This is a genomic window from uncultured Gemella sp., assembly GCF_963515875.1.
GTDB lineage: Bacteria > Bacillota > Bacilli > Staphylococcales > Gemellaceae > Gemella.
Genome location: NZ_CAUPZX010000003.1, coordinates 57,651 through 82,505 on the forward strand (window position 1 = coordinate 57,651; position 24,855 = coordinate 82,505).

The following is a 24,855-nucleotide window of genomic DNA, read 5'->3' on the forward strand; positions in this document are numbered from 1 at the left end:
TTTCTTGTTATACTTTAAAATGCATTAAATTTATTTTATAATAGTAATGAAAATACTTTATGAGGAGAGATTTTATGAGTAATAATAATACAAAACCAAATAATAATAATAATAATAATAATCAAAATTATAGTAACTATAATCAAAATGATTACAACTCTCAAAATAGCTATAATAACCAACAACAGAATTATAATAATCAAGGTTATCAAGAAGATTTTAATCAATATTATCAAAATTATAATAACTCTAATCAGCAATATCAAAATAACCAGCAGTACGATTATTCAAATCAAAATTATCAAAATAATAATCAATATAATCATACTAATCAACAGTACAATTATCAACAGTATCAAAATTACTCAGGCTCAACAAATAATCAGCAATACCAAAACTACACTAACGTAAATGGTCAACAAGGCTATAATCAACAATATCAAAACTATGCTGGTTACCAGAATATTAATACTCAATACAATGAACAAGTTTCAAACAATAATTCCTTAAACCTTAATAAGAAAAAGAAAAGTAAATTTATTCCAGTTTTTTCTAGTATTTTAATCTTCGGACTAATTACCATTGGAAGTGCGTACAGCTATTCAAAATATACCAACAAACCCATATCTAATATTATTCCGCTTCTGAAGAAAAATACTACAGAAGAAAAAAACTCATCTAAGCCTGTAGAACAAAAGAAAGAAGAATCTATATCTCAATTTACAAATTCTCAACTTGCATTAATCGGTAGAGCTTATGTTCATAATTCTACAGATTCTCATGTTGAAACACTAAAACCTGATACGTATTTTACAATGGAAGAGAAAAATGGAGGATACTTAACAAGTTTTGGTACATTAGGAAGTAATATGTTGGTTCGTCGTATTGATAATGGAATTGAAATTAAAGTTATTGATTATGATAAACCTGTAGGACAACGGGATTTTAAATTGTTCAAAAAAGTAACCTACAAAGAAATTCAAGAAACATTCAAAAAAGAAGATATGGACAAAATTAATAAAACAATAGCTGAATATAAAAATACCAACAACTATTTATCTGGTAAATATAAAATTAACGACTAACTCCACCTCCTCAACTGACTAAAGCCTTTAACAAAAAAAGCTATCAAAAACTCTTGGACTTTGATAGCTTTTTCTTATGATAATGATGATATATTTCGAATTTTTTTAAAGCATTTTTTCTAATTTGTTTCGTTCAATAAGTGTGAATACTGATACTGGTCTTCCAGATGTATAGTACTCAGCATCTTCACTTAGAATATTTATACTAACTAGATGATTTAAATATTTTCTAATAGTAATCCTAGAAATATCTAGCTCGTCTGCTATTTGTTGTGTTGTAAATCCTTCGTTGTGTTGTTGAATAGCTTCTAGTACTTTTTTCAATGTTATTCTAGAAAGTCCTTTAGGCAAGCTGTCTTCGTTTTCTTCTACTCTTCCAGAATTTAAGTACTCGTCTATTAAATCTTGATTAATTTTCTCTTTTGATAATAAAGTTACATAATCGTGAACTTTGTCGATTGCTTGAGAAAATCTTTCATATGTAAATGGTTTAACCAAATAATCAACTACTCCATTAGATAATGCAGCTTCTACTGTTTGTATATCATTAGCTGCAGTAATCATAATAATTGGGAATCCTTTTAGTTCGGGTAAAAAGTCTATTCCTTGACCATCTGTTAAATAATTATCCAATACAATTAAATCTATTTCATTATTCTCTAAAAATTTCTTTGCATCTTCTAATGATGTAACATGAGAAATCCCAAAGTTATGTTCTTTTCTTTTAAAATATTCTTTGTGAATCATCGCTACCATTGGATCATCTTCTATTATTAGTACTTTCAATTAATGTACCTCCTCAATTGGTATTTCAATTATAAATTTCGTTTTACCTACTTCACTTTCAATGTCTATAAGTCCATTATACTTTTTAACAATAGTATCAACAGCATTTAGACCGTATCCCCTATTCTCTCCTTTTGTTGAATATCCTCTTTCAAAGACATTCTCAATTATATCTTTACTTATACCCTCACCGTTGTCATAAACACTGCAAAGTAGAATATTTTCTTCAGTATTTAAGTATAAATAAACAACAACTTTACCATCTTCCTTATTAGCGATAGACTCCATGGAATTGTCTATTAAAACTCCTAGGATAATTAAAAGTTCATTATAAAGTTCATCTAGACCATCTTTATTCAATATCATTGAATCTGGATCTATTAATAATGCTATATTTTTTTGTTTAGCTTCTCTAACTTTTGCTAATAGAAATCCTGCTATTGCTGGTACTTTAATATTCTCTGAAATATGTCCAATTTTTTCATGATAATCGTCTTTTAGATATGTAATAAATTTCTCTACTTCATCATATGACTTCATTTCGATTAATCCATGCAATACATGAAGTTTATTCATAAAATGATGGCTTTGTTCTCTTAAACTGTCATTATATTTTTCAGTTCCACTAAGTTCTGTAATTAGTTTTTTCATTTCACTTTGATCTCGAAGTGTTACCACTGCACCATATAATTTACCATCTTGATATATTGGATTTCTATTTATTAAAGCTTCTATATGATTTAATAAAATTAATTCATCACGACTACTCTTATTTTTTTCTAAGATACTCTTGAAGAATAGTTCGTACATATCATCGGGAATTTGCTCACCTTTTTTAATTTTTGAAAGACCTGCTTTATCTAAAATCTGGTTCGCGCTATTGTTCTTAACAATAATTTTTTTGTTAATATCAATTCCAATAATTCCTTCAGAAACATGATCTGAAATTAAATTCTTCTCGATATAATTATAAGCAATCTCTTCTGGTTCATAATTCAATAATATTTTTTTTAGTTTTCTATTATACATTATGGCAAGACCTACTGCAAATCCAACTCCTATTAATAAGGCAAGGAAAATTTTCTCTTGTGAATGCAATATCTGTTTTTTTACAGTTTCTTTAGTATAACCAACACATACTACACCAATATTATTTCCAAATTCATCTTTTATTGCTGTGAAGAAACGTAATCCTTCTCCAAATTGACCACTTTGTTTACTAAAATGGTCACCTATTGTAAATGTTGAACTTGCGTCTTCTATACTAGAAAATTTTTCACCGATAAATTCATCATTTGGATGTGTATATCTTGTAAACGTATCATCAGTTATAACGATAAAATCGGTCCCTGTCTCTTCCATTACTCGATTCGTAAATTCTTGCATCTGTTTTGAAATCTTACGCTGCTTAAGTTCATCTATTACACCTTTGTCATTCGAAATTAATTTTGCAGTTGAATAGATTTTTTGTCGAATTATCTCATCTTCTCTCTTTTTTATATATTCTCTAACAAAAAAAGAGGTAATTAATAGAGAAACAACTACTAAACTAGTCATTATCAACATTAATCTAGTTAATGTACGCTGCCTTTTTTTCAAAGTTCTATCACTCCTCAACTTTTCAAAAACTTTCACTTATTATTGTTCATTATAAAGGAAAATCATTAGTATTTCAAGCCTGAAGTACAATAAAACGATATCGATAATATAAATTTAATGATTATATGTAAATATATTTCAAAAATGTAAATTTACATTATTTTATAATTCAATATTAACATCTCTATTTTAAATATAATTAATATTGATAGAAAATATTTCCACAAAATTATATATATTATTATTTTATTTATCTCATAAAAAAATTTTAATCTAATTTATTTTATTTTTACTTGAATAATTATGTATACTATGCTAGTATTTTATTAATGCAATTTTGCAGTTATTAGTTATATTTTAGGAGGTTTTCTATGGAGAGAGATGCAAAAAAAATATTTTGGTATACTCTAGCATTCATGGCGTTTTCAACGGTTTGGGCCTTTGGGAATGTTGTTAATGGATACTCTGAATTCGGTGGTTTAAAATCTATAGTTTCTTGGATTTTAATTTTTGTAATTTACTTTATTCCGTATTCATTAATCGTTGGTGAACTAGGTTCTACTTTTAAAGATGCGGGTGGTGGTGTTAGTTCTTGGATAAGTTCAACACATGGAAAGCTACTTGCTTATTATACTGGATGGACAATGTGGGTTGTACATATGCCTTACATTTCTCAAAAACCATCTCGTATTATCGCTGCATTTAGCTGGGCGGTATTTCGTGATAATCGTATTAGCAAAATGAATATCACATATTTACAAATTGCTTCACTAGTTATATTCTTAGTAGCTTTATTCTTAGCTGCTCGTGGGGTTAATTTTATTAAAAAGATGGCTATGTTAGCTGGTTCTTCAATGTTCATTATGTCATTATTATTTGTAGTTATGGCTATCACTGCACCATCTATTACTGGAGCAAAAACATATAAAATCGATTGGTCATTGGATACTTTCATGCCAACATTCGATGTGAAATACATTACCTCGATTGCGATACTAGTCTTTGCGGTCGGTGGCTGTGAGAAGATTTCTCCTTATGTTAATAAAATGAAAAATCCATCAAGAGATTTCCCTCGTGGAATGATTGCTTTAGTTATTATGGTTTGTACAACTGCAATTCTTGGGACTTTTGCACTGGCTTTAATGTTTGATACAAATAATATTCCTAAAGACCTACTTACAAACGGAACTTACTATGCATTCCAAACTTTAGGTAATTACTACGGAGTTGGTAACTTATTCTTAGTAATCTATGCTATTGTTGATTTAATTGGACAAATTTCTGTGGTAATTATTTCTATCGATGCTCCACTTCGTATGTTACTAAGTAGCGCAGATGAAAAATATATTCCGAAAAAACTATTAGTTAAGAATGCAAATGATGTATATGTTAATGGATTAAAACTTGTAGGAGTTATCGTTTCTATCTTATTAATTATTCCTATGTTTGGTATTAAAGAAGTTAATGATTTATTCAGATGGTTGGTTAAACTTAACGCAGTTACTATGCCATTACGTTATCTATGGGTATTCGCTGCATACATCTTCTTGAAAAAATCAGCTGAGAAATTCCAATCTGAGTACAAATTTGTTAAGAATAAATTTGTTGGTATGGGACTAGGTGCATGGTGCTTCTTCTTAACTGCATTTGCTTGTATTTCTGGTATGTATACTCCAGAAAGTACTTTCCAAACAATTATGAACATTACAACTCCAATTGTTCTACTTTCATTAGGATTAATCATGCCATACTTAGCTAAAAAAAATAATAAATAATTATTTAAATGAGTCTGAGATCTATTTCTCAGACTTATTTTTTTGTTATAGCAACTCTTAAAAATAGCAAATTCATAGAAATTGATTTTATCGAGTCTCCCCTCACAGTTTATTGATATCAAAAAATCTCTTATAATTCGATTATTAAATATCTATTTAAAATTTTTAAAAATTAATACTTTTAAGGTATCTTCTTGATTTTCTTTTAAATTATTCATATAATATTTATAACAAGGAATTAAGGAGATCTGTTTATGAATAAAAATAATAATTCACCTAATAAAAACTATAATCAGAACACTAATTATAATAGTTATAATCAAAATGGTGAACAAAATTATAATGAATATTACCAAAATAATACTCAATATAATTATAATTATGAAAATCAGAATGGTAGTGTAGACAGTAGTCAGAATTACAGCAACTATAACCAAAATTATTATGATTATAATCAATATAATAATAGTCAAGACTATAGTAATTACAATCAATATTATAATCCAGACAATGCAGCCGAAAATCAATATTACGATAATTATAACCAAAATTACGATTATAATTATCAAAACACTAATAATTACTACAATAATTATAATCAGGGTAATAATCAAAATTATAATTATGATAGTCAAAATTATACATACAATAATCAAGGTTATAATCAAGGATATGAATACAGTAATCAAGGACAAAATCAGAATTATGGCTACAACAACCAAAATCAATCTCAGCAATTTAGCAATAATAATGTAAATACAAATGTAGAAAATCTCAATAATCAAAATACTAGTAAAATATTAAAACAAGAAAAAGTTAATAATTATTCAGAACCTAAGGCTAAATCTACTAACGAAGTAAATACTGTGAAATATGAAAAAAATTATAATGATGTTTCTCAAAGTAACAACATAAACTTCGTAAATCATGAGAGAGATGATTCTCTAAATTTAGAGAAAAAAAATAATAGACAAGATTTGAATAACTCTAATCAACTAAATTCTCAGAAACTATATGCGAATGAAGTAAATAATACACATCAAAGGAATCAACAAATTAATAGTTTTGGACAAGGTGGTACTCAACAATTTAATCAAAATGTTGAACAAATAAACACTCAAAATAATGGAAATTATAACGACATAAATAACCAAAATATTCCACCTATCCCACCTATTATTAACAAAAATAAAACACCAAAAAAATCTTCAAGAAATAAGGAAAAAGGAAAAGGTAAGTTAATCGCAACTTTATGTTTCCTACTAGCACTTATACTTCTAGCTGGTGGAGGATATTATTATTTTAACAAGTACAAAAAATCTAAAGTAGTTAATGAAAATGAAGTCTACGGTGCTGTTATTCAAAAATATAAAGATGCAATTAACAATCTGGAGAGTGCTGATAGTTCTATTAATGTTCAAGCACTTAAAGCAGCACTTAAAGAAAAGAAAAATGATGATTATATCAAATACTTATTTTATGACATAGATGGAAATGGCAGAAAAGAACTTCTTATTTCAAGAAGTGATAAACCTAATAATCCTTTTGATATTTACACATTTAATAAGAAAAAAGAAGTAATTAGATTATTTAATCCTGAAACTATAGATATTTCAATTCTAGATAGACTTGGTGTTGATGGTGGTTCTAATAATTCTGGTTCTGCTGTATTTACAGATAAAACTGTTAGAATTAGAAAGTTTGATAAAGATTCCGGTGAATATAATTTCTTGAAATTTACAGATAATGGTAATAAACTTGAGAAATCTGCTGTCATTACCTTCACTGGCTTAGACGTCGATAATAGTAAATATAAGGATCAAATGACAGGAAAAGAATATGATTCTAAAAAAGCATTTAATGAAGCAGTACCATTCCCTGATGTTATTCAATTTGACTCAGAAGACTGGCATTCAGTATTAAACTTTGGTAATAATACTGATAACGATAATAATAATAATAAAGACAATAACCAACGTAAAAAACCTGATAATTATGAAGCTGCTTATGCTAGTATTCTGAAACCATATAAAGATGCTTTAAGCAATGATAAACCTGATACAAAAGGTGTAAATACTGTTGCTATAAGTAATTACAAAGTTTACGGTGAAAAACAAGTTGGTAAAAATTTCCTAAATTATGGATTTTATGATGTTAATGGTGATGGTATAGATGAGCTATTATTATTTACAGAATTTGATAAAGAGAAACCTAATGAATATAGTCCAATGGATGTATATACACTTGACAAAGATAATAAGGTTGTGCGTATTACTCCAGAATATGTTAATGGAGAGAGAACAAGACTTTCTATAACTAAGGATAAAATTTTCCAAGTTTATGGCTCTGGTGGTGCAAAAGTACATGGTTATACTTTCTATAAACTAACTAATAATGGATTAACACTTGAAAAAACTGATGCTTTTGATTTTGATGGAGAAACAAATTCTAAAGTTTATAAGAGATCCTTCCCTTCAAGTAAAAATGAAGAAATCCCTGTAAATGACTTTAGAGATAAAATGGTTAACTCTAATAATCATATGAAATTTGACTTCGGTAAACGTAAGAGCATTTTTGACTTTAAAGGATAATTAAAAGTTATTTAACTTTAAGAGATTTAGCTATAAAAAAGAAGAGAGGTTAAAAAATCTCTCTTCTTTTACTATTATTTTAGTCCTTCTACATAGTTATATGCACTTTGTGCAGCTATTGCTCCATCAGAAGCTGCTGTTATAACTTGACGAATTTCTTTTTCTCGTACATCTCCTGCAGCAAAAATTCCTGGTACTGCTGTTTCCAATCTTTCATTAGTTGGAATATATCCAGCGTCATTTGTAATCCCTAGATCTCTGAAGTCTTGTGTTTGTGGTAACATGCCCACATAGATAAACACCCCATCCGCCGGAATAGAGCTTTCTTCTCCAGTTTTTACGTTTCTTATTTCTATAGATGAAACTTTTCTCTCACCTTTAATTTCATAAGCTACACTGTCCCAAACAAATTCAATATTTTCTTTAGCGAACGCTCTATCTTGTAAGATTTTTTGTGCGCGAAGTTCATCACGTCTGTGTACTATTGTTACTTTTGCAGCTAGGTTTGAAAGATAAAGTGCTTCTTCTACAGCTGAATCTCCTCCACCTATAACTACTACTTCTTTATTTCTAAAGAAAGCTCCGTCACATACTGCACAGTAACTTACACCTTTTCCTGAAAATTGCTCTTCTCCTGGGACATCTAAGTTTCTATGTTCTGAACCTGTTGCTATAACAATAGCTTTGGCAATATATTCTTTTTCGCCGGCAACGACAAACTTAAGATTGTCTTTTGTTCCTACTTTAGTAATATTTCCAAATGCAAATTCTGTCCCAAATTTCTTAGAGTGTTCAAACATTTTTTCTGATAATTCTGGACCAGTTACCATTTCATATCCTGTATAGTTTTCAATCTCTTCAGTTGACAACATTTGTCCACCTGGGAATTTTCTTTCTAGCATTAGGACTGACATGTTCGCACGTGATGCGTATATTGAAGATGTCATCCCTGCTGGACCTGCTCCAACTATAATTAGGTCATAAATTTTTTCTGACATATTTTCCACCTTCTCTTTTATGATTCTTTATACAAAATCTTTTTATTTTTATATTTTGTATTTAGCACTATTAAGTATATCAGACTTCCTACTACAAATACTAGTGAAAGAACTTGAGAAACTCTTAAGCTTCCAAGATATAAAGAATCTGTTCTCATTCCTTCAACTATGAATCTTTCTACACCATATAAGATTAGATATGCTGCAAATACCTCACTTTGAGCCAGTTTGTTTCTAATTAAAAGTAGTATTACTAGTGCGATGAAACACCATAAACTTTCGTATAGAAATGTTGGTTGGCGATAAGCTCCATCAATATACATGTTTTCTATAATAAAATTCGGTATGAATCTATCTTCTAAATATTGTTTAGTAACTATTTCACCATATGCTTCATGATTAAAGAAGTTACCCCAGCGTCCAAACATTTGCCCTACCAATAAGCTTGGTGCAATTATATCTAAAAGTTTGATAATTTTAATTTCTTTTTTTCTTGCAAAGAAATACAAAACTATAAATCCGCCTATTAATCCACCATAGATAGCTATTCCACCATCCCAGATGGCTACCATTTTTCCAAAATCTCCTGCATAGTGTTCCCATCTAAATATTACGTAATATGCACGTGCAAAGATGAAGGCTATCGGTAATGCAAGTAAAAGCAAATCTAGCATTGTATCTTGTTTTAATCCACGCTTCGTCGCTTCTTTATCAGCTAGTAAATAAGCAAATAGTACTGTTGTAGCAATGATTATTCCATACCAATAAACTGGTTTAGTGAATAAATAAAAAGCTACTGGATCTAAAAAACCTAAAATCATTTATTATTTCTCCTCATTATTCTTATTATTTCGTTTAATTTCTTCTGCTAATTTTGTTGTAAACTCTTTAGCTGTGTTTATTCCCATTTGATTTAATCTGTAGTTCATTGCAGCAGATTCTATAATTATCGCTACGTTACGACCTGGTCTTACAGGAATTGTTTTTTTCTCTATTTTAGAATTTAAAATTTCTCTATGTTCATCTCCCAATCCAATTCGATCATATTGTTTTTGATCATTCCACGTTTCTAGATGAACATTTAATTGTAGTCGTTTATCACTACGTACAGCACCAGTACCGAATAATGTCATAACATTAATAATACCTAGCCCTCTGATTTCTAATAAATGCTTAATTAAGGTAGATTCACAACTTCCAATTAGGAATCCTTTTTCTATTTCTCTAATATCTACTCTATCGTCAGCAACTAAACGGTGACCTCGTTTAATTAGCTCAAGTGCAATTTCACTTTTACCAATACCGCTTTCTCCTGTTAATAATACTCCGATACCATATACTTCAATAAATACTCCATGAACTGAAGTTGTAGGAGCAAATACTTTTCTAAGATGATTTGATATATTCCCCATTAGTTTTGTTGTATCTTGATTACATCTTAAAACGGGGGTATCATATTTATTTGCTGCTTCTTGTAGTTCTTTAGGAACCTCAAGATCACGTGAAATGATTATACAAGGAGTAATTCTTGTACATAACATACGCATTCTTGATTTTTTCTCAATGTCTGGAATAAGTTTAAAAAATGACAATTCACTTGTTCCTAGTATTTGAATTCTTTGTGGAGAATAGTGAGAGAAGTACCCTGCAAGTTGTAATGCTGGACGAGAAAGCTCATCCGTTGTAATTTCTCTATCTAAACCTTTTTCGCCACTAATTACTTCTAAATTTAATTTTTCTACAAGCTCTCTTGTTGTAATTTTTGACATAATTGTTTTTCCTTTTATTTCATTTTAAATGTTTTTATTATTATTGTTCTTTCATCTGTTTTAAATATAAAATTGAAAAGCTTTATAGTTATAATCAAGCAAACTGCTGTCCAAAATGAAGCTATTTCAAAATGTGGTGACAATATATAGGAAACCGAATATACTAATAATACCCTTACTAGTAATGAAAATAGTCCCAAACTGAATATTGTTATTATTACTGTTAATAGTAATAATGGTCGAATTAATGTAAACAAAATTGTAATAAGCAAAGCACCTAAAAAACCGTATAAGGGATGATCAATTTTTAATTTACCATGTGTTAACCCTGCAAATGCTATTACTACTAATGTGTTTATTATAACCTTTTTCAAAAAGGGCCAATATATTGTTTTTAATGTTGACATATTTTTCCTTTCCCTCTTAAATTTGTTATATAAATTAGAAGGGAGTGACTCAAAAATCATGATTTCGTAGAAATTGATTTTGTAGAGTCACCCCCGCACAGTTTATTAGATAGCTAAAAAGCTTTTTAAAAGCGAATTTAAATATCAATAAACCACTGCGTCTATGAGATTTCTTGTAAACTTTTTTAAAATCTAGGATTTTTGGGTCAGAGCTTTCTTAAACTAAATTTTTGGTAATTATTTTGAAAACTCTTCTGTGATTTGAGGAACTACTTGTTTTTTACGAGATACAACACCTTCAAGTGTCATGAAATCGTTTTCAAGAGTTTTTCCAAAAGCTGCAGCAACTTTATCTTGTTTTTCACCTAATACTAACACTTCTGAATCTGAAGTTAAGATATTAGTAATTACAAATACATAAGCTGCTAATCCTTTTGATGATAATTCTGCATTAATTGCCGCTTCTAATTCTTCTTTTCTAACTGCTACTTCGTTAGCATCAACTGTGTTGATTTGAGCTACAACTAATTTATCTTCTCCTAAGACAAACTCTTTAGCATCTAATGAAATTAGTGTTTCTGCTGTTTTGTCTGTTGTTGAAGCTCCAGCTTTTAGCATAGCAAGCCCATATTCTTCTAGGTTGATACCTGCAATAGCAGCTAACTCTTCAGCAGCAATTTTATCACGTAAAGTACATGTTGGTGATTTGAATAATAATGAATCTGAGATAATTGCAGATACCATTAATCCAGCCATTTGTTTATCGATATGAACGCTTTGTTCTTCGTAGATTTTTTTCAGAATTGTTGCTGTACATCCAAGTGGTTCGGCACGATAATATAAAGGTCCTGCAGTTTCAAAGTTAGCAATACGGTGATGATCAATTACTTCGCGTATAACTGCTTTTTCAATTCCGTTAGCTGATTGTTGGAATTCATTATGATCCACAAGAATTACATTTTGACCTTCTTCAACACCATCAATTAAACGTGGTAAATGTACGTTAAAATATTCAAGTGCATATTTAGTTTCATCATTAATTTCACCAAGTCTTACTGCTTCTGTGTCCATTCCTTGTAATCTTTTTAAGTTATTATAAACGATACATGAACAAATTGTATCAGTATCTGGATTTTTATGTCCAAAAATTAAAATATTTGTCATTTTTTAGCTCCTTATTTTTATTTATACTTACTTATATTTTACCTTTTTTTAGTAATTATTTCAAATTTATTTTAAGTTTTATAAGCTTTTTTTCGCTAAACTTAAGTCTACATGGCAATAACCTGTTGGATTTTTTTCCAAGTATTTTTGATGATATTCTTCTGCATCAATATAGTTATTTACCGCTTCAACTTCTACAGCGATTTTTTTAGTATAATTTTTTTGAAGTTCTTGAATAAATTTTTCTACCTCTTCTTTTGTTTCTTCATCAACATAATAGATTCCTGTTCGATATTGACGACCTCTGTCTCCACCTTGTTTATTAATACTTACTGGATCAATAATTCTGAAATAATGACGTAATACATCATTTAATGGTAGTACTGCGTTATTATATTTTAAGTAAATTACTTCAGCGTGATCAGTATTTTTTATATTTTGATAAGTTGTTTCAGCTGTTTGTCCATTGCTATAACCTACTCGCGTATAAAGAACTCCTTGTAACTGTGAAAAGTAACCTTCAACTCCCCAGAAGCATCCTCCTGCTAAATAAATTTCTTTTTCCATCTTATGAACCTCTCTATCTATCCATCTTTCTGAATTTATTATCTATAATTATACTATAAAACACCTACTTTTAATATAATAATGCTTTATTATAGCCATACTATTAAATTTTGGTATATATTTCTGATTCAAATAAAAAACAGGTGCAATTCAAAAATGTACCTGTTATAAATTTACGACTTTCATTAGTCTTCTTATTCTGTTGTGTGTGTTTCTTCAAATACCCTATGTTCAACTCTATAATTATGAAATATCGCATTAATTTCAGCACCGATAATTAATATATATCCAGTTATATATAACCAAATTATAAATGCCATTAAGGCTCCAATTGTTCCATAAGTTTTTATATAACTTGAAAAATGATCAATATAGTATCCAAACATTCTACTAATCATAGTCCAAGAGATTGTTGAAAAAATAGCTCCTGGGAAAACACTAATAGCTTTTAATTTTAGATTTGGTCCCATTATATACAGAAATAGAAATACTATAAATGTAAATAATACAGGAAAACTATAATTTAAAAATGACCATAAGTTATAGAATCCTTCGTCTAAATTAAATTTATGGAATAATAAATATGTAAGTTGTTTACCAAATACAACTAGCGCTAATACAACAAACATTCCTACTAAGAATAAAACTGTAAATACGATACTAATTAATTTTGTTATAATCCATATTCTTCCATCACGAACTCTAAAGGCGTTGTTAAAGGCGATAATTATTCCATAAATACCATTTGATGCTGACCACAATGTAAAAACAATCCCCACTGTGATAATTGTATTATTATTTTTATTATTTAACACTTCAGTAATCATATTAAATAAGTAATCGCCTAAGTCTCCTGGTGCAAAGCTTTGTATTTTTTCTAGTAAAAATTGTTGGTCAATTTTAAAATACGGCGTTAAAGCTAGCGCAACAATTAACATCGGAAATAATGATAAAATAAAATAATAACTTAGATTCGCAGATAACAGTGATATTTCATCATACATGATTCGATAAAACATCTCTTTAGCGAATTTCCTGATAGTTAACTTTCCTCTAGGATTTTCTTCATAGAATGAATAATTTTTTTCTGGAATAAACATAATTTTATAAAATAAACTTAGCTACAGTTTTAGCAGCTTTGTAATACATTGGTAGTGAAGATAAAGATAAAATATTAAATTTACCTACAGAATATTTTGATTTTTCTACTACAACGTACCCTTTTTCTTCTAGATATTTTTTTGATTGTTCTACTTTTCTACGTTCTTCTGAACTTAATTGATCTTTTTTTGGTAGTACAGTTACTGCAGCAATTGCACCTGCTCCAATAAGTCCTAATAATAATCTTTTACCCATTAATATCTCCTTTAAAATTTATTTTAAAATTTTGACAATATAATAATATTTTAAACCATTTAGTTAAACAAAGCAACAATTTATATACATTTCTATATTTCAAGTTGTATTACCTAGAATTTTCTATATTTATTCATTTTCTAAATCAACTCTTAGTAGTTACAATAGATGAATTATCAAAATACACCCTAATTTCGTTATTGAAATTAGGATGTATAACTTAATTATTTAGATTTATTGTTTTCTTGGAGTTGCTGTGTAATTTTCGTATCATAATAATCATTTAAACTTCTCATTGTGTACATTTTATTTATATATATACCCACAATGCTAAACATAACTGCGATTACTAATATAGTAACAAGTATTGATGCTATTATAGCATTTGCTCTCTTGTGATTGAACTTATAACTCATACTCTACACACCTTCCTTATTAGATACTAGTTCTCCAGTTTTGTTTCCATTATTATTTTGTTTTTCCAGTTTTTCTTTTTTTTCCTTCTCTTCTTTTTCTTTCTTCTCTTTTTCTTCTTTTTCCTTTTCTTTATTAGTTTTTTCATCTTTTACTTTTAATATCATTTCTCTATTATTATCATTTTTATCAATAATATTAATATAAATAGTATCGTGATCCTGTGATAAAGAATAAGATTTAATATTTTTTAATAAGAGAATATATCCTGAAAATGAATTAGAATCTTTAAATTTATCAATATAAACTCTATCTCCTCTGAAGTTTATCTTTACGTCTTCCGAATCATCTTTACTTTTCATTAAAATGTAGTTATATTCTTGATTTACCTTAGCACTGTTATTATATGTTTCTAAAATTTTTTTATGAGCCAATGCATATTCATAGTTAGTATAGTCCAAGAATCTCTTAGAAGTATTAATAGTTGTTTGTAGCACTAACATAAGTAGTAATGTTAAAATTATTAATAGAAACAAGGAAACTGTTAATTCCAATAATGTAAAACCTTGTTTATTTTTAACTGTAACTAACTTTTTCACCAGTTTGTTCATCTTCAATCTTAGCTGATTTTTGATCTACACTTATGCGATATTTCCCTCTAGTTGATGAGAAACTATAGTCTTTATAGTGACTACAAACTTCTTCATACAATATTTCTTTCATCTCGAGTTCTTTTTCTATTTTGGATAAACTAGAATATTGTCTAACCATATTAGGTATTAGAAATACAAATAGTAACGAACAAATAAATAACGCTCCTATTAATTCAACAAATGTGAAAGCTTTTTTATTAAATTTCATCAAGTGTTATATATCCAGTATCTAAATGAATAATTATTCTGTAAGAACTATTATCGAACTTTACATCTACCGTGTATGCTTTAGATACTAGATTTCCTTTCCTGTATTCAAATTTTACTGAGTTTGCTCCTAATATTGGCTTACCATTCTTTTTTAAGTTTTTCCAATGCTGTTGACCATCATAATATGCTAAGTATTCACTATCTTTTTCAAAAAAATGAATATAATTTCTACTATCATTCAAACTTTTGGTTTGAACATTATAAATATCTGATACTACTTCATTTACAGCGAGTCTTTCTTGATATTTATCATAAGTGTTTATAGAAATTCTGGATAATATTATTACGATTATACTAACGATTAATAATACAGCTATGGACTCCACTAAACTAAAGCCCTGCCTAATTTTGTAATGTTGCTTTACCATTGGCTATTACTATTTTCTTACCATTTGGTGCTGTACTAGCTTTATCTGCTGGGCCATCTAAATAATGTTTTTCTACTAGTTTCTCAAATGTAACATCTTTATCTTTTTCATTGATTTCATATGCTGTTACTTGAGATTGTACTGTTTTTTCATATGCTTCTGAACTTTTATCTTTTGCAGTATCTATATTCTTAGTAATATTAGGGATTATAAGAATTAATAGTATTGCAATTATAAATAACACGATTAACATTTCAATCAACGTGAATGCTTTTTTATCTTTTAGTTTTTGTTTTAAAGTTTTCATAACTCCTCCTTATTTAAGTGAGCTAGCCATGTTAAATATTGGTAATAATATAACCATGTACAATCCAACAATAACGACAGCTAGAATACCGAATAAAATAGGTTGTAATTTTCTTAACGTTCTATCTAAACTTGTTAGAAATGTGTCTAACATTAGTTCACTAAATAATTTCAATTCTTTATCTAATAAACCATTACTCTTTCCATGTCTTACAAATTTTTCCATAGATTTATCAAAGAATTTAATTTTAGCTACGGCTTCTTCAAAACCTATACCATTATCTAATTCAGACAAAATGTCTTTAGAGAATTCTGTTAAGTAATAATCATAGTTTTCTTTAACCATAACTTCTAAGGCAGTTTTTAGTGAGAATCCGCTCATTAAAAATAGACTTAATTCCATAGAAAATCTATAAGAAAAATATAATTTCGAATAGTTCCTTACTTTTGGAATATATAAAAGGGTTTTTAAAAATAAATGTGGTTTATATTTAATTGTATAAATAATATAAGCTATACCAAAAATGGTAAATATAAATATAATAGAAATAAATTTTGGAATATAGTATAATGATTTAATTAAAATAATTGTTTGGAGATCCATCTTAATATTAGATGAAGTATAGATGTTCTCAAATTGTGGAATTACCAAGGCATTAAACACCATTATTAGGCATATTAAAGTGAGTGTTAAAAATAGTGGATATCTTAAAGTTTTTAGTACCTTTTCTTGTTGTATTTTTTTTATTGTTAGATATGTTTCTACTTCTAGCAACATATCTTCTATTCTACCATAATCTTCTGCAAATTTAATTTTGCTAACAATTAACTGTGAATAACCAAGATATCCCAGTATATCGGAAAGTTTATTTCCGTTAGAGAGTTTTTCTTTTATTTTTTCAATTTCGTCATTAGAAACCTCGTATTGTATAAGTAAAAATTCTAAGGAATCTTCTAACATATATCCATGATCTATTAATTCATATAGACGCTTTATAAAATATATTTTATTCTCATTATCTAGTATTTTTTTAATATCCCCATTTTTCTTTTTCATCAGTTGTGATTAACCCCTTCTCACATGCTAATTCAAATTTTTGATCTAATGAGACCCCTACTATTTTATTATTATCTATATATTCATGAATATCTTCTTTTTTCAATATTTCAGTTACTAATCCTCTTTTTCCGTTTGTTAAATTTACTAATCTTTGAGATATTATACAAATTATCGTTTGTTTTATGTCTTCTAACGACAAATTTAAATCTCTCAATCGATTTATAACACCTATAGAATTTTCTGCATGTATAGTACTTAATACTAAATGACCTGAAAATGAAGAAGTAACAACTTGACTAGCTGTTTTATAATCTCTTATTTCACCTATAACCATAGCATCAGGATCACAACGTAAAATAGATTTTAGCGCATTGTCATAGTTTATTCCCGCTTTCTCGTTTACTTGCATCTGTATTAAACTAGATATATGCTTCTCTACAGGATCTTCTACAGTAATAACTTGTTTATCTTTACTAGCAAGTTCATTTGCTAGTTTATACATAGATGTTGACTTACCACTTCCCGTAGGTCCTGAAAATAGTACTAGACCATAGGCTTTTTTAGAAAGATCGTTTATGTACTCACTATCTTCTTCAAATATACTGTAATCAACATCTTCTAATTCATTTATAAATATTCTTACTACACAGCCTTCATTTAATTCGCTAAGAGGTAAGGTAGATACTCGTAAAAAGTAATCTTTTTCATTATAATTATAAACAAATCTCCCACTCTGTGGTTCTTTATTTCTTGATATGTCAATGTTTGAATTGAATTTCAGAAGCGAAATAACTGCTTCTAACTCCCTATTTGAAAATTGTTCATATTTACTCAGATGACCATTCACCCTGAGTTTAATAAAGGAATTTCCCGATTTATCTGGGTATATATGGATATCACTGGCTCTTTTGTCTATTGAATCATTAATTATCTTATTCATTAAGTTTTTTACATCAATAGTCATCACCCCATTTCCTAAAGAAAAGGAAAAATGTAGGTTAAGTATTTCTACTTAGCCTACATTTTAAAAACTATTAATTTAATTTACTACGTTATAACTCTATAGCCTAAGTATTTGAGTATGTTATAGATTTATATTTCTAGAAAAAGAATATCCCCTAAATCTTCTCAAAACTTCTTCTACTAATTTACAATCCTCACTATCTAATGATTTAATCATATCAATTACTTCAAAGTGAGTGTCTGCCAACTCTTCTGGTTCCCCTTTTTCTGTTTTATACCCCACAAGTTCATCTATTGAAACGTTGTACAGTTTTGCAATAGATACTAGTGTCGCTACATTAGGTTCGTTTCTACCGTATTCCCAGTTAGCATATACACCATGAGATGATAACTCTAGTTTATCTGCTACAGTTGACATAGAGTAATTGTTCATTTTTCGAAGTTTTTTTAAGTTTTGTGCCAGTAATGTTCCTTTATTCTTCAAAGTAATCCTCCTTTCTCATCTATAACCATTATACATTGTTTTCTATAAAAAATCAAATTAAATTATAAATTTTCGAACCTTTTTTTCACGCTAATATAAAATATAATTTTCAAATTCTGTGTAACATTTATAGAAAAACTACCATAAACTCTGGTATGTCAACCATAACAAAAAACAAAACAACGCTAAATTTAGCGTTGTTTTCATTCATTAAATAGGTTTTTCAACAGTTAATATTTTTATATTTTTCAATAAATTTGTATAAACATAATTTGCTGCTATAAGGCCAGCAGTCGATGGACAAAATGCGTTCGATGCTGGTGGAATTTTCGCTTTTCGTATATCTGAATCTTGTTTACCAATTTTTTCTAGATATTCTTTGTTTGCAATTGTTGGACTTTCTGTAGAAAATACTACGGGAACTTTCCCTCTTATTTTCTCTTTTTTCAATTTAGTTCTTATTACTTTTGCTAATGGACATACTGTAGTTTTACTTATGTCTGCAATTTGGAATTTTGTTGGATCTAGTTTATTTGCAGAACCCATCACACTAATCACTGGTATATTATTTGCTAAACAATGTTTTATTAAATGTATTTTAAAAGTTACCGTATCGCATGCATCTATTACAAAATCTAATGGTTTCTCATAAAACATAGGATATGTTTCTTCTGTATAAAAGTCTTGAATAGTAGTAACTTCACACTCAGGATTAATATCTAAAATTCTTTTTCTCATTTCTTCAACTTTACTACATCCTACTGTTTTCGTTGTAGCATGAATCTGTCTATTTACATTCGTTATATCTATATTGTCTTTATCCATAAGTACAAACAAACCTACTCCAGAACGCGCTAATGATTCTGCAGCAAAAGATCCTACACCTCCTACTCCAAGAATTCCTACTCTTTTATTTTTTAAAATTTCTAAACCTTCAGTTCCTATTACTAATTCGTTTCTTGAAAATTGATGTAACATTTCTTTCTCCATTTTATTCTATCTTAATTAATTAAAAAAGACTGGCTATATTTAAAATCCAGTCTAAAAAAAACCAAAACGCCGTAGATTCTTACCTTAATTGGTCCTGATATAATCAGGTGGGTACGATAGCCTTATCTTCTAAAGTCTTCTCTAGGAAGCATTTTATACTAGTAAGTGATTTTCGTTCCCGTTCAAAAAGTGTTAGGCCCGAATGTATGGTAAGTCTTACAAGCGCTTTAGTTGTATATCTATATTTTACCACACTTAGATTATTAAAACAACCTCAAAATTTGTATAATCATATTTTTATTTTTGAATTTTTTCGATAAATACCATGTTAGAAACGGTTTTCATAAACTAAATTATTTTTCAAATATTTTTTAATAATCAATTATTTTAAACTTAATTTTTTTATTATGAATTTATTAATTTAATAGCTTTTTCAAAAATTTTCCAGTATAACTTTCATTATTTTTAATCAGCTCTTCAGGAGTACATTCTGCTAGAATTGTTCCTCCTCCTACTCCACCTTCTGGACCAAGGTCTATTAGGTGGTCACAACACTTAATTACATCTAAATTATGTTCAATAACTACAACAGTATTCCCTCCGTCAACTAATTTATCTATTATTTTGATTAATCGACTTATATCATCAATATGTAATCCAGTTGTAGGTTCATCTAGAATATATAGTGTTTTTCCTGTTGACTTTTTATATAATTCACTTGCTAGTTTAACTCTTTGTGCTTCTCCCCCTGATAGGGTAGTTGCACTTTGACCTAATCTAATGTAATCAAGTCCAACATGAACAAGTGTTTCTAGTTTATTTTTAATTTTCGGAATGTTTTCAAAGAATTCATATGCTTCTTTAATAGTCATATCAAGTACATCACTGATACTTTTCCCTTTATATTTTACTTCCAAAGTTTCTCTATTATATCGTTTTCCTTTACATACTTCACAAGGAACGTAAACATCAGGTAAAAAGTGCATTTCTATTTTTAATATTCCATCTCCACTACATGCTTCACATCGACCACCTTTAACATTAAAGCTAAAGCGACCTTTCTTATAACCACGTAATTTCGATTCATTGGTGCTGGCGTATAAATCCCTTATATCATCAAAAACACCCGTGTATGTAGCTGGATTACTTCGTGGTGTTCTTCCAATTGGACTTTGATCAATATCTATTATTTTATCTATATTACCGTCGATTCCCTCTACAGATTTAACTACGGTAGTATCGATTTCTTCTTTATTAAGAACATTCTTCACAGAATTAAACAATATTTCATTAACTAGCGTTGATTTACCACTTCCAGAAACACCAGTTACTCCTATAAATTTTCCAAGCGGGAATTTTACACTAACGTCTTTTAGATTATTTTTTCGTGCTTTTTTAATAATAATATTTTCACCGTTACCTTCTCTTCTTTCGTTAGGCACTGCTATTTTTTTACGTCCAGATAAGTAGGCACCAGTAATTGAATTTTCGTTTTCCATTATTTCCTTAGGGGTTCCTACTGCTACAACTTGTCCACCGTGTTCACCCGCTTTAGGCCCGATATCCACAATATAGTCACAAGCCAACATTGTATCTTCATCATGTTCTACAACTAACACAGTATTCCCTAGATCTCTCATAGAAAGCATAGTATTAATAAGTTTTTCATTATCTCTTTGGTGTAAGCCTATTGAAGGTTCATCAAGAATGTATGTAACACCCATAAGCTTCGAACCAATTTGCGTTGCTAATCGTATACGCTGTGCTTCACCACCCGATAATGTTCCAGATGATCTATCTAGTGTTAGATAATCTAAACCAACATCATTTAAAAACTGTAATCTTGATTTAATTTCTTTAAGTACTAGTTTAGCTATTGCATAGTTTTTTTCACTTAGTTTTATATTTTGGAAAAATTCATAACTATCTTTAATAGACATTTCACAGATTTCTGCAATATTTTTTTCTGCAACATACACTGATAAGATTTCTGGTTTTAATCTTTGACCTTTACAGCTACGACATGAGTCTTCCTTAATATACTTAGCCATTGCTTCTCTTGTAGCCCTTGTCATACCAGATTTATAACGTCTAAGAATATTATTTGCTACTCCTTCAAAATATACTATACGTGAACGCATAACTCCTTCATCATTAATATATTTATGAGTTATTTCTTCTTGATCATTTCCATATAAAATAATTTGTTGTTGTTCATTTACTAAATCTTTAAATGGAATATCCATATCAATTCCGAAATGTTCACAGGCACATTTAATTAAACTTGGATAATATGTTGATGTCGCATTATTATAAACTAAAATTGCACCTTCATTTATCGATAAGTCTTTTTGAATAATTTTATTAACGTCTACTGTTTCATGCATTCCTAAACCATCACATTCTGGACATGCTCCTTGTGGATTGTTAAACGAGAAAATACGAGGCTCTAAATCACCTAAAGTAAAATCGCAGTGTTTACAACTATACTTAGTTGAGAATAATTGCGTAGTTTCTTCTTTAACATCATCTATTTCTACTAAATCATTATTAGAAAGGTTCAATGACGTTTCTAATGAATCAGCTAAACGTGTTTCAATCCCTTCTTTAATAACTACCCTATCGATAATTACACTGATTGAATGTTTTTTATTTTTATCTAATTCTGGAATATCTCCTACTTCATATAATTCACCATCAATTTTAAATCTAATATATCCATCCTTTATTAGTTTATCTATTAATTTTTTGTGTGTACCTTTTTTATCTTTAACTATAGGTGCTACTATTTGGATTCTACTACGTTCTGGCATTAACATAATAGCATCTACGATTTGACTTATTGAACTACTCTCAATTTTTTCATGATGATTTGGACAGTAGATTTCTCCAATTCTTGCATAAAGTAGACGTAGGTAATCGTAAATTTCTGTTACTGTTGCTACAGTTGACCTGGGGTTTTTTGATGTCGTTTTTTGATTAATTGATATTGCTGGTGATAATCCTTCAATAAGATCAACGTCTGGCTTTTCAAGATTACCTAAGAATTGTCTAGCATATGCACTTAAACTTTCCACATAACGACGTTGTCCTTCAGCATAGATAGTATCAAATGCCAGTGAACTTTTACCACTCCCGCTTAATCCAGTAATAACAACAAACTGATCACGTGGGATTTCTAAGTCTATATTTTTAAGATTATTTTCCCTTGCTCCTTGTATTACAATTTTATTTTTCTTTTGCATATATACCTCAATGTTTTTATACAATCAACTTTTATTTTTTCTTAGCAAAAGCTTTAAGTACACATATAGCTTTATATAGTGTTTTTCATCATAAGCCTTTACTCAACTCTCTTATTATAACATAAATATAAATGAATATAAAAAAAGAAAGTTTTGAAAAATTAGTTCAAAACTTTCAAAGTATAATAAATGATACTAAAATCGATGAAAAACAATTAGAAAATTTATACTGCACAAAATTCAGCATCCTATAATATATCAGAAATTAAATAATATCTTCTAAATTTTTTATAATATTTTTTAAATTATTTTCTACATGCTCTAAAGTACTTCCCATACTATTTAATAATTCATTCATATTCTCTTCAAAATCCTTAGGGAGAATTTTAGAATGTTCTTTAGCATACAATATCATTCTCTTTTCTCCTGGATGAGTAAGTTCATTTATCGCAAATATAATATCAAAATAAGATTCTATAAATGCTGCGATACGATGATTTACACTCACAAAATCTCCGCGATCAAATACCTTTATAATCTGTTTATCATAAGAAGGTAAATTCCCTGTTAATAAACGAAAATTTTTTGAAATAATATTTTCTTTTAACTCCTCAGGAAATGGAACTTCAAATCTTTCTTGTAAATTATGAAATTCTTTATGTGGATCATAAAGTACTTTACTATTTTTCAAATTATGCCAAAAGCATGTCGTGTATCCGTTACTCGCTTGATGTTTTTCAACAACATTTTCTATATTATTCTCAAAATCATTTATATTTCTATAAATAATATCTATGTCTATTTCATCAGATAAAGTACAATTATCTTCTACTTCCCAAAATTGATTTTCTAACATCTTTATTAGGTATATTTTTACAATAAATATATAGATCATAATCAGAACTTCTATCATAGTTATTACCACTTCTAGTTCTAGAACCACCCAATACTATTTCCATTATTTCTGATAATTTAGTAAATTCAAACCAAAGACTATTAAATACTTCCATTTCATTATCCTTCCTACGTCGATATAATTACTATTACATATTATTCTAACATACATCCTTATTTGTTTATATACATATTTTAAACTTTTACTAAATATTAAGAAAAAATGGAGTGACTCAAAAATCGTGATTTCTAAGAAATCAGTTTTGTCGAGTCACCCTCACAAAGGTTCTGGGTCCATAATAAATACGGCTGATATTTATTATCAACCGTATTTATTATAGACCCAGAAAAAACAGTAAACCTTTTTTGATTTACTGTTCTTGTATTAGTTATGTTTAATTGTTACTTCAATAAGCTGGTGTTTATTCCTATTTCTTACATAATTCGACTAAATGTTCAACAACATTTAATTTCCTCATTGTCATGGTTATTGAAAGCTGTTTTTCAAGATAATTAGTATTCAATCTTTTAGGACTTGCATCTCTTGGAAGATACATATATAAACATTCAGAACCAATAATAAACTTTTCATCCCCAAAGTCTTTATTTTCCAATTTTTTAGTTCAACTTCTCCCATACTATCGTTAGTGAATACTAAATGTATTCTTGAAAATCATAATTTTCATTAAACGGATTTTCCTCAATAGCTATCTGTAATTGATTTTTTTCTTTTATAATGACACTTAAATCTGCTCCTATTTCTTTAGCTATTGTGTCATGAATTAACTTTGCTGTTTCCCCTTTTGATAACTCTGTTTCCAAAATAACATTACCACTTTGAATATAAGTCTTTACTTTTTTTAGTCCTACTTTTTCAAGTATCTCTACCAAAAATGACATTTTAGGTATTCTATTTTTTCCTGTCGGTGTTACTCCTCTCAACCCCTATGGTTAAGGGGAACATATCCACACTCGTAGTCGGAAACATATCCAACATTGGCTCTCGTTTGTGGGAAGATATCAACGGTTTTGTCTGTTCTTGAGAACATATCAACTCAAATCATTTCATGGTTAATCCCTTATCAATGGCTTCCTGAATAATCTTATGACA

General features: G+C 28.6%; 26 protein-coding genes and 1 other RNA gene. 3 read left to right on the forward strand and 24 right to left on the reverse strand.

Going from position 1 to position 24,855, the window contains the following annotated elements; genetic code table 11:
• Positions 1 to 74 precede the first annotated feature (74 nt).
• Positions 75 to 1,085, forward strand: coding sequence for a hypothetical protein (locus RWL85_RS01300; protein WP_314084064.1), 1,011 nt, complete (start codon positions 75 to 77; stop codon positions 1,083 to 1,085).
• A gap of 105 nt (positions 1,086 to 1,190) precedes the next feature.
• Here the strand turns inward: RWL85_RS01300 and RWL85_RS01305 are convergent, their stop codons facing one another.
• Positions 1,191 to 1,871, reverse strand: coding sequence for a response regulator (locus tag RWL85_RS01305; protein WP_314084066.1), 681 nt, complete (start codon positions 1,869 to 1,871; stop codon positions 1,191 to 1,193).
• Positions 1,872 to 3,470, reverse strand: a complete 1,599-nt coding sequence (locus RWL85_RS01310) for an ATP-binding protein (protein ID WP_314084067.1) — start codon at positions 3,468 to 3,470, stop codon at positions 1,872 to 1,874. It abuts the gene before it with no gap.
• 371 nt (positions 3,471 to 3,841) lie between these two features.
• Here RWL85_RS01310 and RWL85_RS01315 point away from each other — a divergent pair, with 371 nt between their 5' ends.
• Positions 3,842 to 5,245: an amino acid permease gene (locus tag RWL85_RS01315; RefSeq protein WP_314084069.1), complete on the forward strand. Its 1,404-nt coding sequence runs from the start codon at positions 3,842 to 3,844 to the stop codon at positions 5,243 to 5,245.
• A gap of 254 nt (positions 5,246 to 5,499) precedes the next feature.
• A complete protein-coding gene (locus tag RWL85_RS01320; RefSeq protein ID WP_314084072.1) occupies positions 5,500 to 7,836 on the forward strand; it encodes a hypothetical protein in 2,337 nt (778 codons plus the stop codon).
• A gap of 74 nt (positions 7,837 to 7,910) precedes the next feature.
• On the opposite strand, the gene trxB is transcribed toward RWL85_RS01320, so the two are convergent.
• The 22 genes from trxB to RWL85_RS01430 all read right to left on the reverse strand — a co-directional run bounded on the left by trxB (position 7,911) and on the right by RWL85_RS01430 (position 24,644).
• Positions 7,911 to 8,834 carry a thioredoxin-disulfide reductase gene (gene trxB, locus RWL85_RS01325; RefSeq protein ID WP_314084074.1) on the reverse strand — a complete coding sequence of 308 codons (924 nt, stop codon included), beginning with the start codon at positions 8,832 to 8,834 and terminating at the stop codon, positions 7,911 to 7,913.
• A 17-nt stretch (positions 8,835 to 8,851) separates the two neighbouring features.
• Positions 8,852 to 9,655: a prolipoprotein diacylglyceryl transferase gene (gene lgt / locus RWL85_RS01330; protein WP_314084075.1), complete on the reverse strand. Its 804-nt coding sequence runs from the start codon at positions 9,653 to 9,655 to the stop codon at positions 8,852 to 8,854.
• Positions 9,656 to 9,658: 3 nt separating this feature from the next.
• Complete coding sequence (hprK, locus tag RWL85_RS01335) at positions 9,659 to 10,603, reverse strand: HPr(Ser) kinase/phosphatase (protein WP_314084076.1); 945 nt, start codon at positions 10,601 to 10,603, stop codon at positions 9,659 to 9,661.
• 14 nt (positions 10,604 to 10,617) lie between these two features.
• The gene (locus RWL85_RS01340) at positions 10,618 to 11,010 is read right to left on the reverse strand and encodes a phage holin family protein (protein ID WP_314084077.1); all 393 of its coding nucleotides are present in this window, start codon (positions 11,008 to 11,010) and stop codon (positions 10,618 to 10,620) included.
• Between the two features lie 237 nt (positions 11,011 to 11,247).
• The gene (locus RWL85_RS01345) at positions 11,248 to 12,174 is read right to left on the reverse strand and encodes a manganese-dependent inorganic pyrophosphatase (protein ID WP_314084079.1); all 927 of its coding nucleotides are present in this window, start codon (positions 12,172 to 12,174) and stop codon (positions 11,248 to 11,250) included.
• A 78-nt stretch (positions 12,175 to 12,252) separates the two neighbouring features.
• On the reverse strand, positions 12,253 to 12,741 hold the full coding sequence (gene msrA / locus RWL85_RS01350; RefSeq protein WP_314084081.1) for a peptide-methionine (S)-S-oxide reductase MsrA: 489 nt from the start codon (positions 12,739 to 12,741) through the stop codon (positions 12,253 to 12,255).
• 194 nt (positions 12,742 to 12,935) lie between these two features.
• Positions 12,936 to 13,841: a YihY/virulence factor BrkB family protein gene (locus tag RWL85_RS01355; protein ID WP_314084083.1), complete on the reverse strand. Its 906-nt coding sequence runs from the start codon at positions 13,839 to 13,841 to the stop codon at positions 12,936 to 12,938.
• 4 nt (positions 13,842 to 13,845) lie between these two features.
• Entirely contained in the window at positions 13,846 to 14,097 is a 252-nt protein-coding gene (locus tag RWL85_RS01360; protein ID WP_314084085.1) for a hypothetical protein, read from the reverse strand.
• A gap of 224 nt (positions 14,098 to 14,321) precedes the next feature.
• Positions 14,322 to 14,513 (reverse strand): hypothetical protein, encoded by a 192-nt coding sequence (locus RWL85_RS01365; RefSeq protein WP_314084087.1) that lies wholly within the window; start codon positions 14,511 to 14,513, stop codon positions 14,322 to 14,324.
• Positions 14,514 to 14,516: 3 nt separating this feature from the next.
• Positions 14,517 to 15,122, reverse strand: a complete 606-nt coding sequence (locus tag RWL85_RS01370) for a prepilin-type N-terminal cleavage/methylation domain-containing protein (RefSeq protein ID WP_314084110.1) — start codon at positions 15,120 to 15,122, stop codon at positions 14,517 to 14,519.
• Entirely contained in the window at positions 15,088 to 15,372 is a 285-nt protein-coding gene (locus tag RWL85_RS01375; protein ID WP_314084089.1) for a type II secretion system protein, read from the reverse strand. Before RWL85_RS01375 ends, RWL85_RS01370 begins: the two co-directional genes overlap by 35 nt.
• On the reverse strand, positions 15,362 to 15,802 hold the full coding sequence (locus RWL85_RS01380; RefSeq protein ID WP_314084090.1) for a prepilin-type N-terminal cleavage/methylation domain-containing protein: 441 nt from the start codon (positions 15,800 to 15,802) through the stop codon (positions 15,362 to 15,364). Before RWL85_RS01380 ends, RWL85_RS01375 begins: the two co-directional genes overlap by 11 nt.
• Positions 15,777 to 16,109 (reverse strand): competence type IV pilus major pilin ComGC, encoded by a 333-nt coding sequence (comGC, locus tag RWL85_RS01385; RefSeq protein ID WP_314084091.1) that lies wholly within the window; start codon positions 16,107 to 16,109, stop codon positions 15,777 to 15,779. The genes RWL85_RS01380 and comGC overlap by 26 nt, the downstream gene beginning before the upstream one ends.
• Positions 16,110 to 16,118: 9 nt before the next feature.
• Complete coding sequence (gene comGB / locus RWL85_RS01390) at positions 16,119 to 17,165, reverse strand: competence type IV pilus assembly protein ComGB (RefSeq protein WP_314084093.1); 1,047 nt, start codon at positions 17,163 to 17,165, stop codon at positions 16,119 to 16,121.
• Positions 17,140 to 18,132 (reverse strand): competence type IV pilus ATPase ComGA, encoded by a 993-nt coding sequence (gene comGA / locus RWL85_RS01395; protein ID WP_314084095.1) that lies wholly within the window; start codon positions 18,130 to 18,132, stop codon positions 17,140 to 17,142. Before comGA ends, comGB begins: the two co-directional genes overlap by 26 nt.
• 120 nt (positions 18,133 to 18,252) lie before the next feature.
• Positions 18,253 to 18,615 carry a helix-turn-helix domain-containing protein gene (locus RWL85_RS01400; protein ID WP_084812676.1) on the reverse strand — a complete coding sequence of 121 codons (363 nt, stop codon included), beginning with the start codon at positions 18,613 to 18,615 and terminating at the stop codon, positions 18,253 to 18,255.
• Between the two features lie 210 nt (positions 18,616 to 18,825).
• The gene (locus RWL85_RS01405) at positions 18,826 to 19,593 is read right to left on the reverse strand and encodes a tRNA threonylcarbamoyladenosine dehydratase (RefSeq protein ID WP_314084100.1); all 768 of its coding nucleotides are present in this window, start codon (positions 19,591 to 19,593) and stop codon (positions 18,826 to 18,828) included.
• Between the two features lie 66 nt (positions 19,594 to 19,659).
• A non-coding RNA gene (gene ssrS, locus RWL85_RS01410) (6S RNA) lies at positions 19,660 to 19,842 on the reverse strand.
• A gap of 179 nt (positions 19,843 to 20,021) precedes the next feature.
• Positions 20,022 to 22,850 (reverse strand): excinuclease ABC subunit UvrA, encoded by a 2,829-nt coding sequence (uvrA, locus tag RWL85_RS01415; RefSeq protein WP_314084102.1) that lies wholly within the window; start codon positions 22,848 to 22,850, stop codon positions 20,022 to 20,024.
• Positions 22,851 to 23,115: 265 nt separating this feature from the next.
• A complete protein-coding gene (locus RWL85_RS01420) occupies positions 23,116 to 23,706 on the reverse strand; it encodes a DUF4037 domain-containing protein (RefSeq protein WP_314084104.1) in 591 nt (196 codons plus the stop codon).
• The gene (locus tag RWL85_RS01425) at positions 23,672 to 23,860 is read right to left on the reverse strand and encodes a hypothetical protein (protein ID WP_314084106.1); all 189 of its coding nucleotides are present in this window, start codon (positions 23,858 to 23,860) and stop codon (positions 23,672 to 23,674) included. The genes RWL85_RS01420 and RWL85_RS01425 overlap by 35 nt, the downstream gene beginning before the upstream one ends.
• 538 nt (positions 23,861 to 24,398) lie before the next feature.
• On the reverse strand, positions 24,399 to 24,644 hold the full coding sequence (locus RWL85_RS01430) for a DUF1697 domain-containing protein (protein ID WP_314084108.1): 246 nt from the start codon (positions 24,642 to 24,644) through the stop codon (positions 24,399 to 24,401).
• Between the last annotated feature and the right edge of the window lie 211 nt (positions 24,645 to 24,855).

Bases quoted from the DNA above. Each gene is read 5' to 3' on its own strand.
- comGC (WP_314084091.1), bottom strand. From the start codon at position 16,109: ATGAAAACTTTAAAACAAAAACTAAAAGATAAAAAAGCATTCACGTTG.
- RWL85_RS01405 (WP_314084100.1), bottom strand. From the start codon at position 19,593: ATGTTACATCAATTTTCAAGAAACGAATTAGTAATAGGAACTGAAGGT.
- RWL85_RS01320 (WP_314084072.1), top strand. From the start codon at position 5,500: ATGAATAAAAATAATAATTCACCTAATAAAAACTATAATCAGAACACT.
- RWL85_RS01360 (WP_314084085.1), bottom strand. From the start codon at position 14,097: ATGGGTAAAAGATTATTATTAGGACTTATTGGAGCAGGTGCAATTGCT.
- comGA (WP_314084095.1), bottom strand. From the start codon at position 18,132: ATGACTATTGATGTAAAAAACTTAATGAATAAGATAATTAATGATTCA.
- comGB (WP_314084093.1), bottom strand. From the start codon at position 17,165: ATGAAAAAGAAAAATGGGGATATTAAAAAAATACTAGATAATGAGAAT.
- RWL85_RS01420 (WP_314084104.1), bottom strand. From the start codon at position 23,706: ATGTTAGAAAATCAATTTTGGGAAGTAGAAGATAATTGTACTTTATCT.
- RWL85_RS01345 (WP_314084079.1), bottom strand. From the start codon at position 12,174: ATGACAAATATTTTAATTTTTGGACATAAAAATCCAGATACTGATACA.
- RWL85_RS01315 (WP_314084069.1), top strand. From the start codon at position 3,842: ATGGAGAGAGATGCAAAAAAAATATTTTGGTATACTCTAGCATTCATG.
- RWL85_RS01355 (WP_314084083.1), bottom strand. From the start codon at position 13,841: ATGTTTATTCCAGAAAAAAATTATTCATTCTATGAAGAAAATCCTAGA.
- RWL85_RS01300 (WP_314084064.1), top strand. From the start codon at position 75: ATGAGTAATAATAATACAAAACCAAATAATAATAATAATAATAATAAT.
- lgt (WP_314084075.1), bottom strand. From the start codon at position 9,655: ATGATTTTAGGTTTTTTAGATCCAGTAGCTTTTTATTTATTCACTAAA.
- trxB (WP_314084074.1), bottom strand. From the start codon at position 8,834: ATGTCAGAAAAAATTTATGACCTAATTATAGTTGGAGCAGGTCCAGCA.
- RWL85_RS01365 (WP_314084087.1), bottom strand. From the start codon at position 14,513: ATGAGTTATAAGTTCAATCACAAGAGAGCAAATGCTATAATAGCATCA.
- RWL85_RS01375 (WP_314084089.1), bottom strand. From the start codon at position 15,372: ATGAAATTTAATAAAAAAGCTTTCACATTTGTTGAATTAATAGGAGCG.
- RWL85_RS01425 (WP_314084106.1), bottom strand. From the start codon at position 23,860: ATGGAAGTATTTAATAGTCTTTGGTTTGAATTTACTAAATTATCAGAA.
- RWL85_RS01370 (WP_314084110.1), bottom strand. From the start codon at position 15,122: ATGAACAAACTGGTGAAAAAGTTAGTTACAGTTAAAAATAAACAAGGT.
- RWL85_RS01430 (WP_314084108.1), bottom strand. From the start codon at position 24,644: ATGTCATTTTTGGTAGAGATACTTGAAAAAGTAGGACTAAAAAAAGTA.
- RWL85_RS01340 (WP_314084077.1), bottom strand. From the start codon at position 11,010: ATGTCAACATTAAAAACAATATATTGGCCCTTTTTGAAAAAGGTTATA.
- uvrA (WP_314084102.1), bottom strand. From the start codon at position 22,850: ATGCAAAAGAAAAATAAAATTGTAATACAAGGAGCAAGGGAAAATAAT.
- msrA (WP_314084081.1), bottom strand. From the start codon at position 12,741: ATGGAAAAAGAAATTTATTTAGCAGGAGGATGCTTCTGGGGAGTTGAA.
- hprK (WP_314084076.1), bottom strand. From the start codon at position 10,603: ATGTCAAAAATTACAACAAGAGAGCTTGTAGAAAAATTAAATTTAGAA.
- RWL85_RS01380 (WP_314084090.1), bottom strand. From the start codon at position 15,802: ATGGTAAAGCAACATTACAAAATTAGGCAGGGCTTTAGTTTAGTGGAG.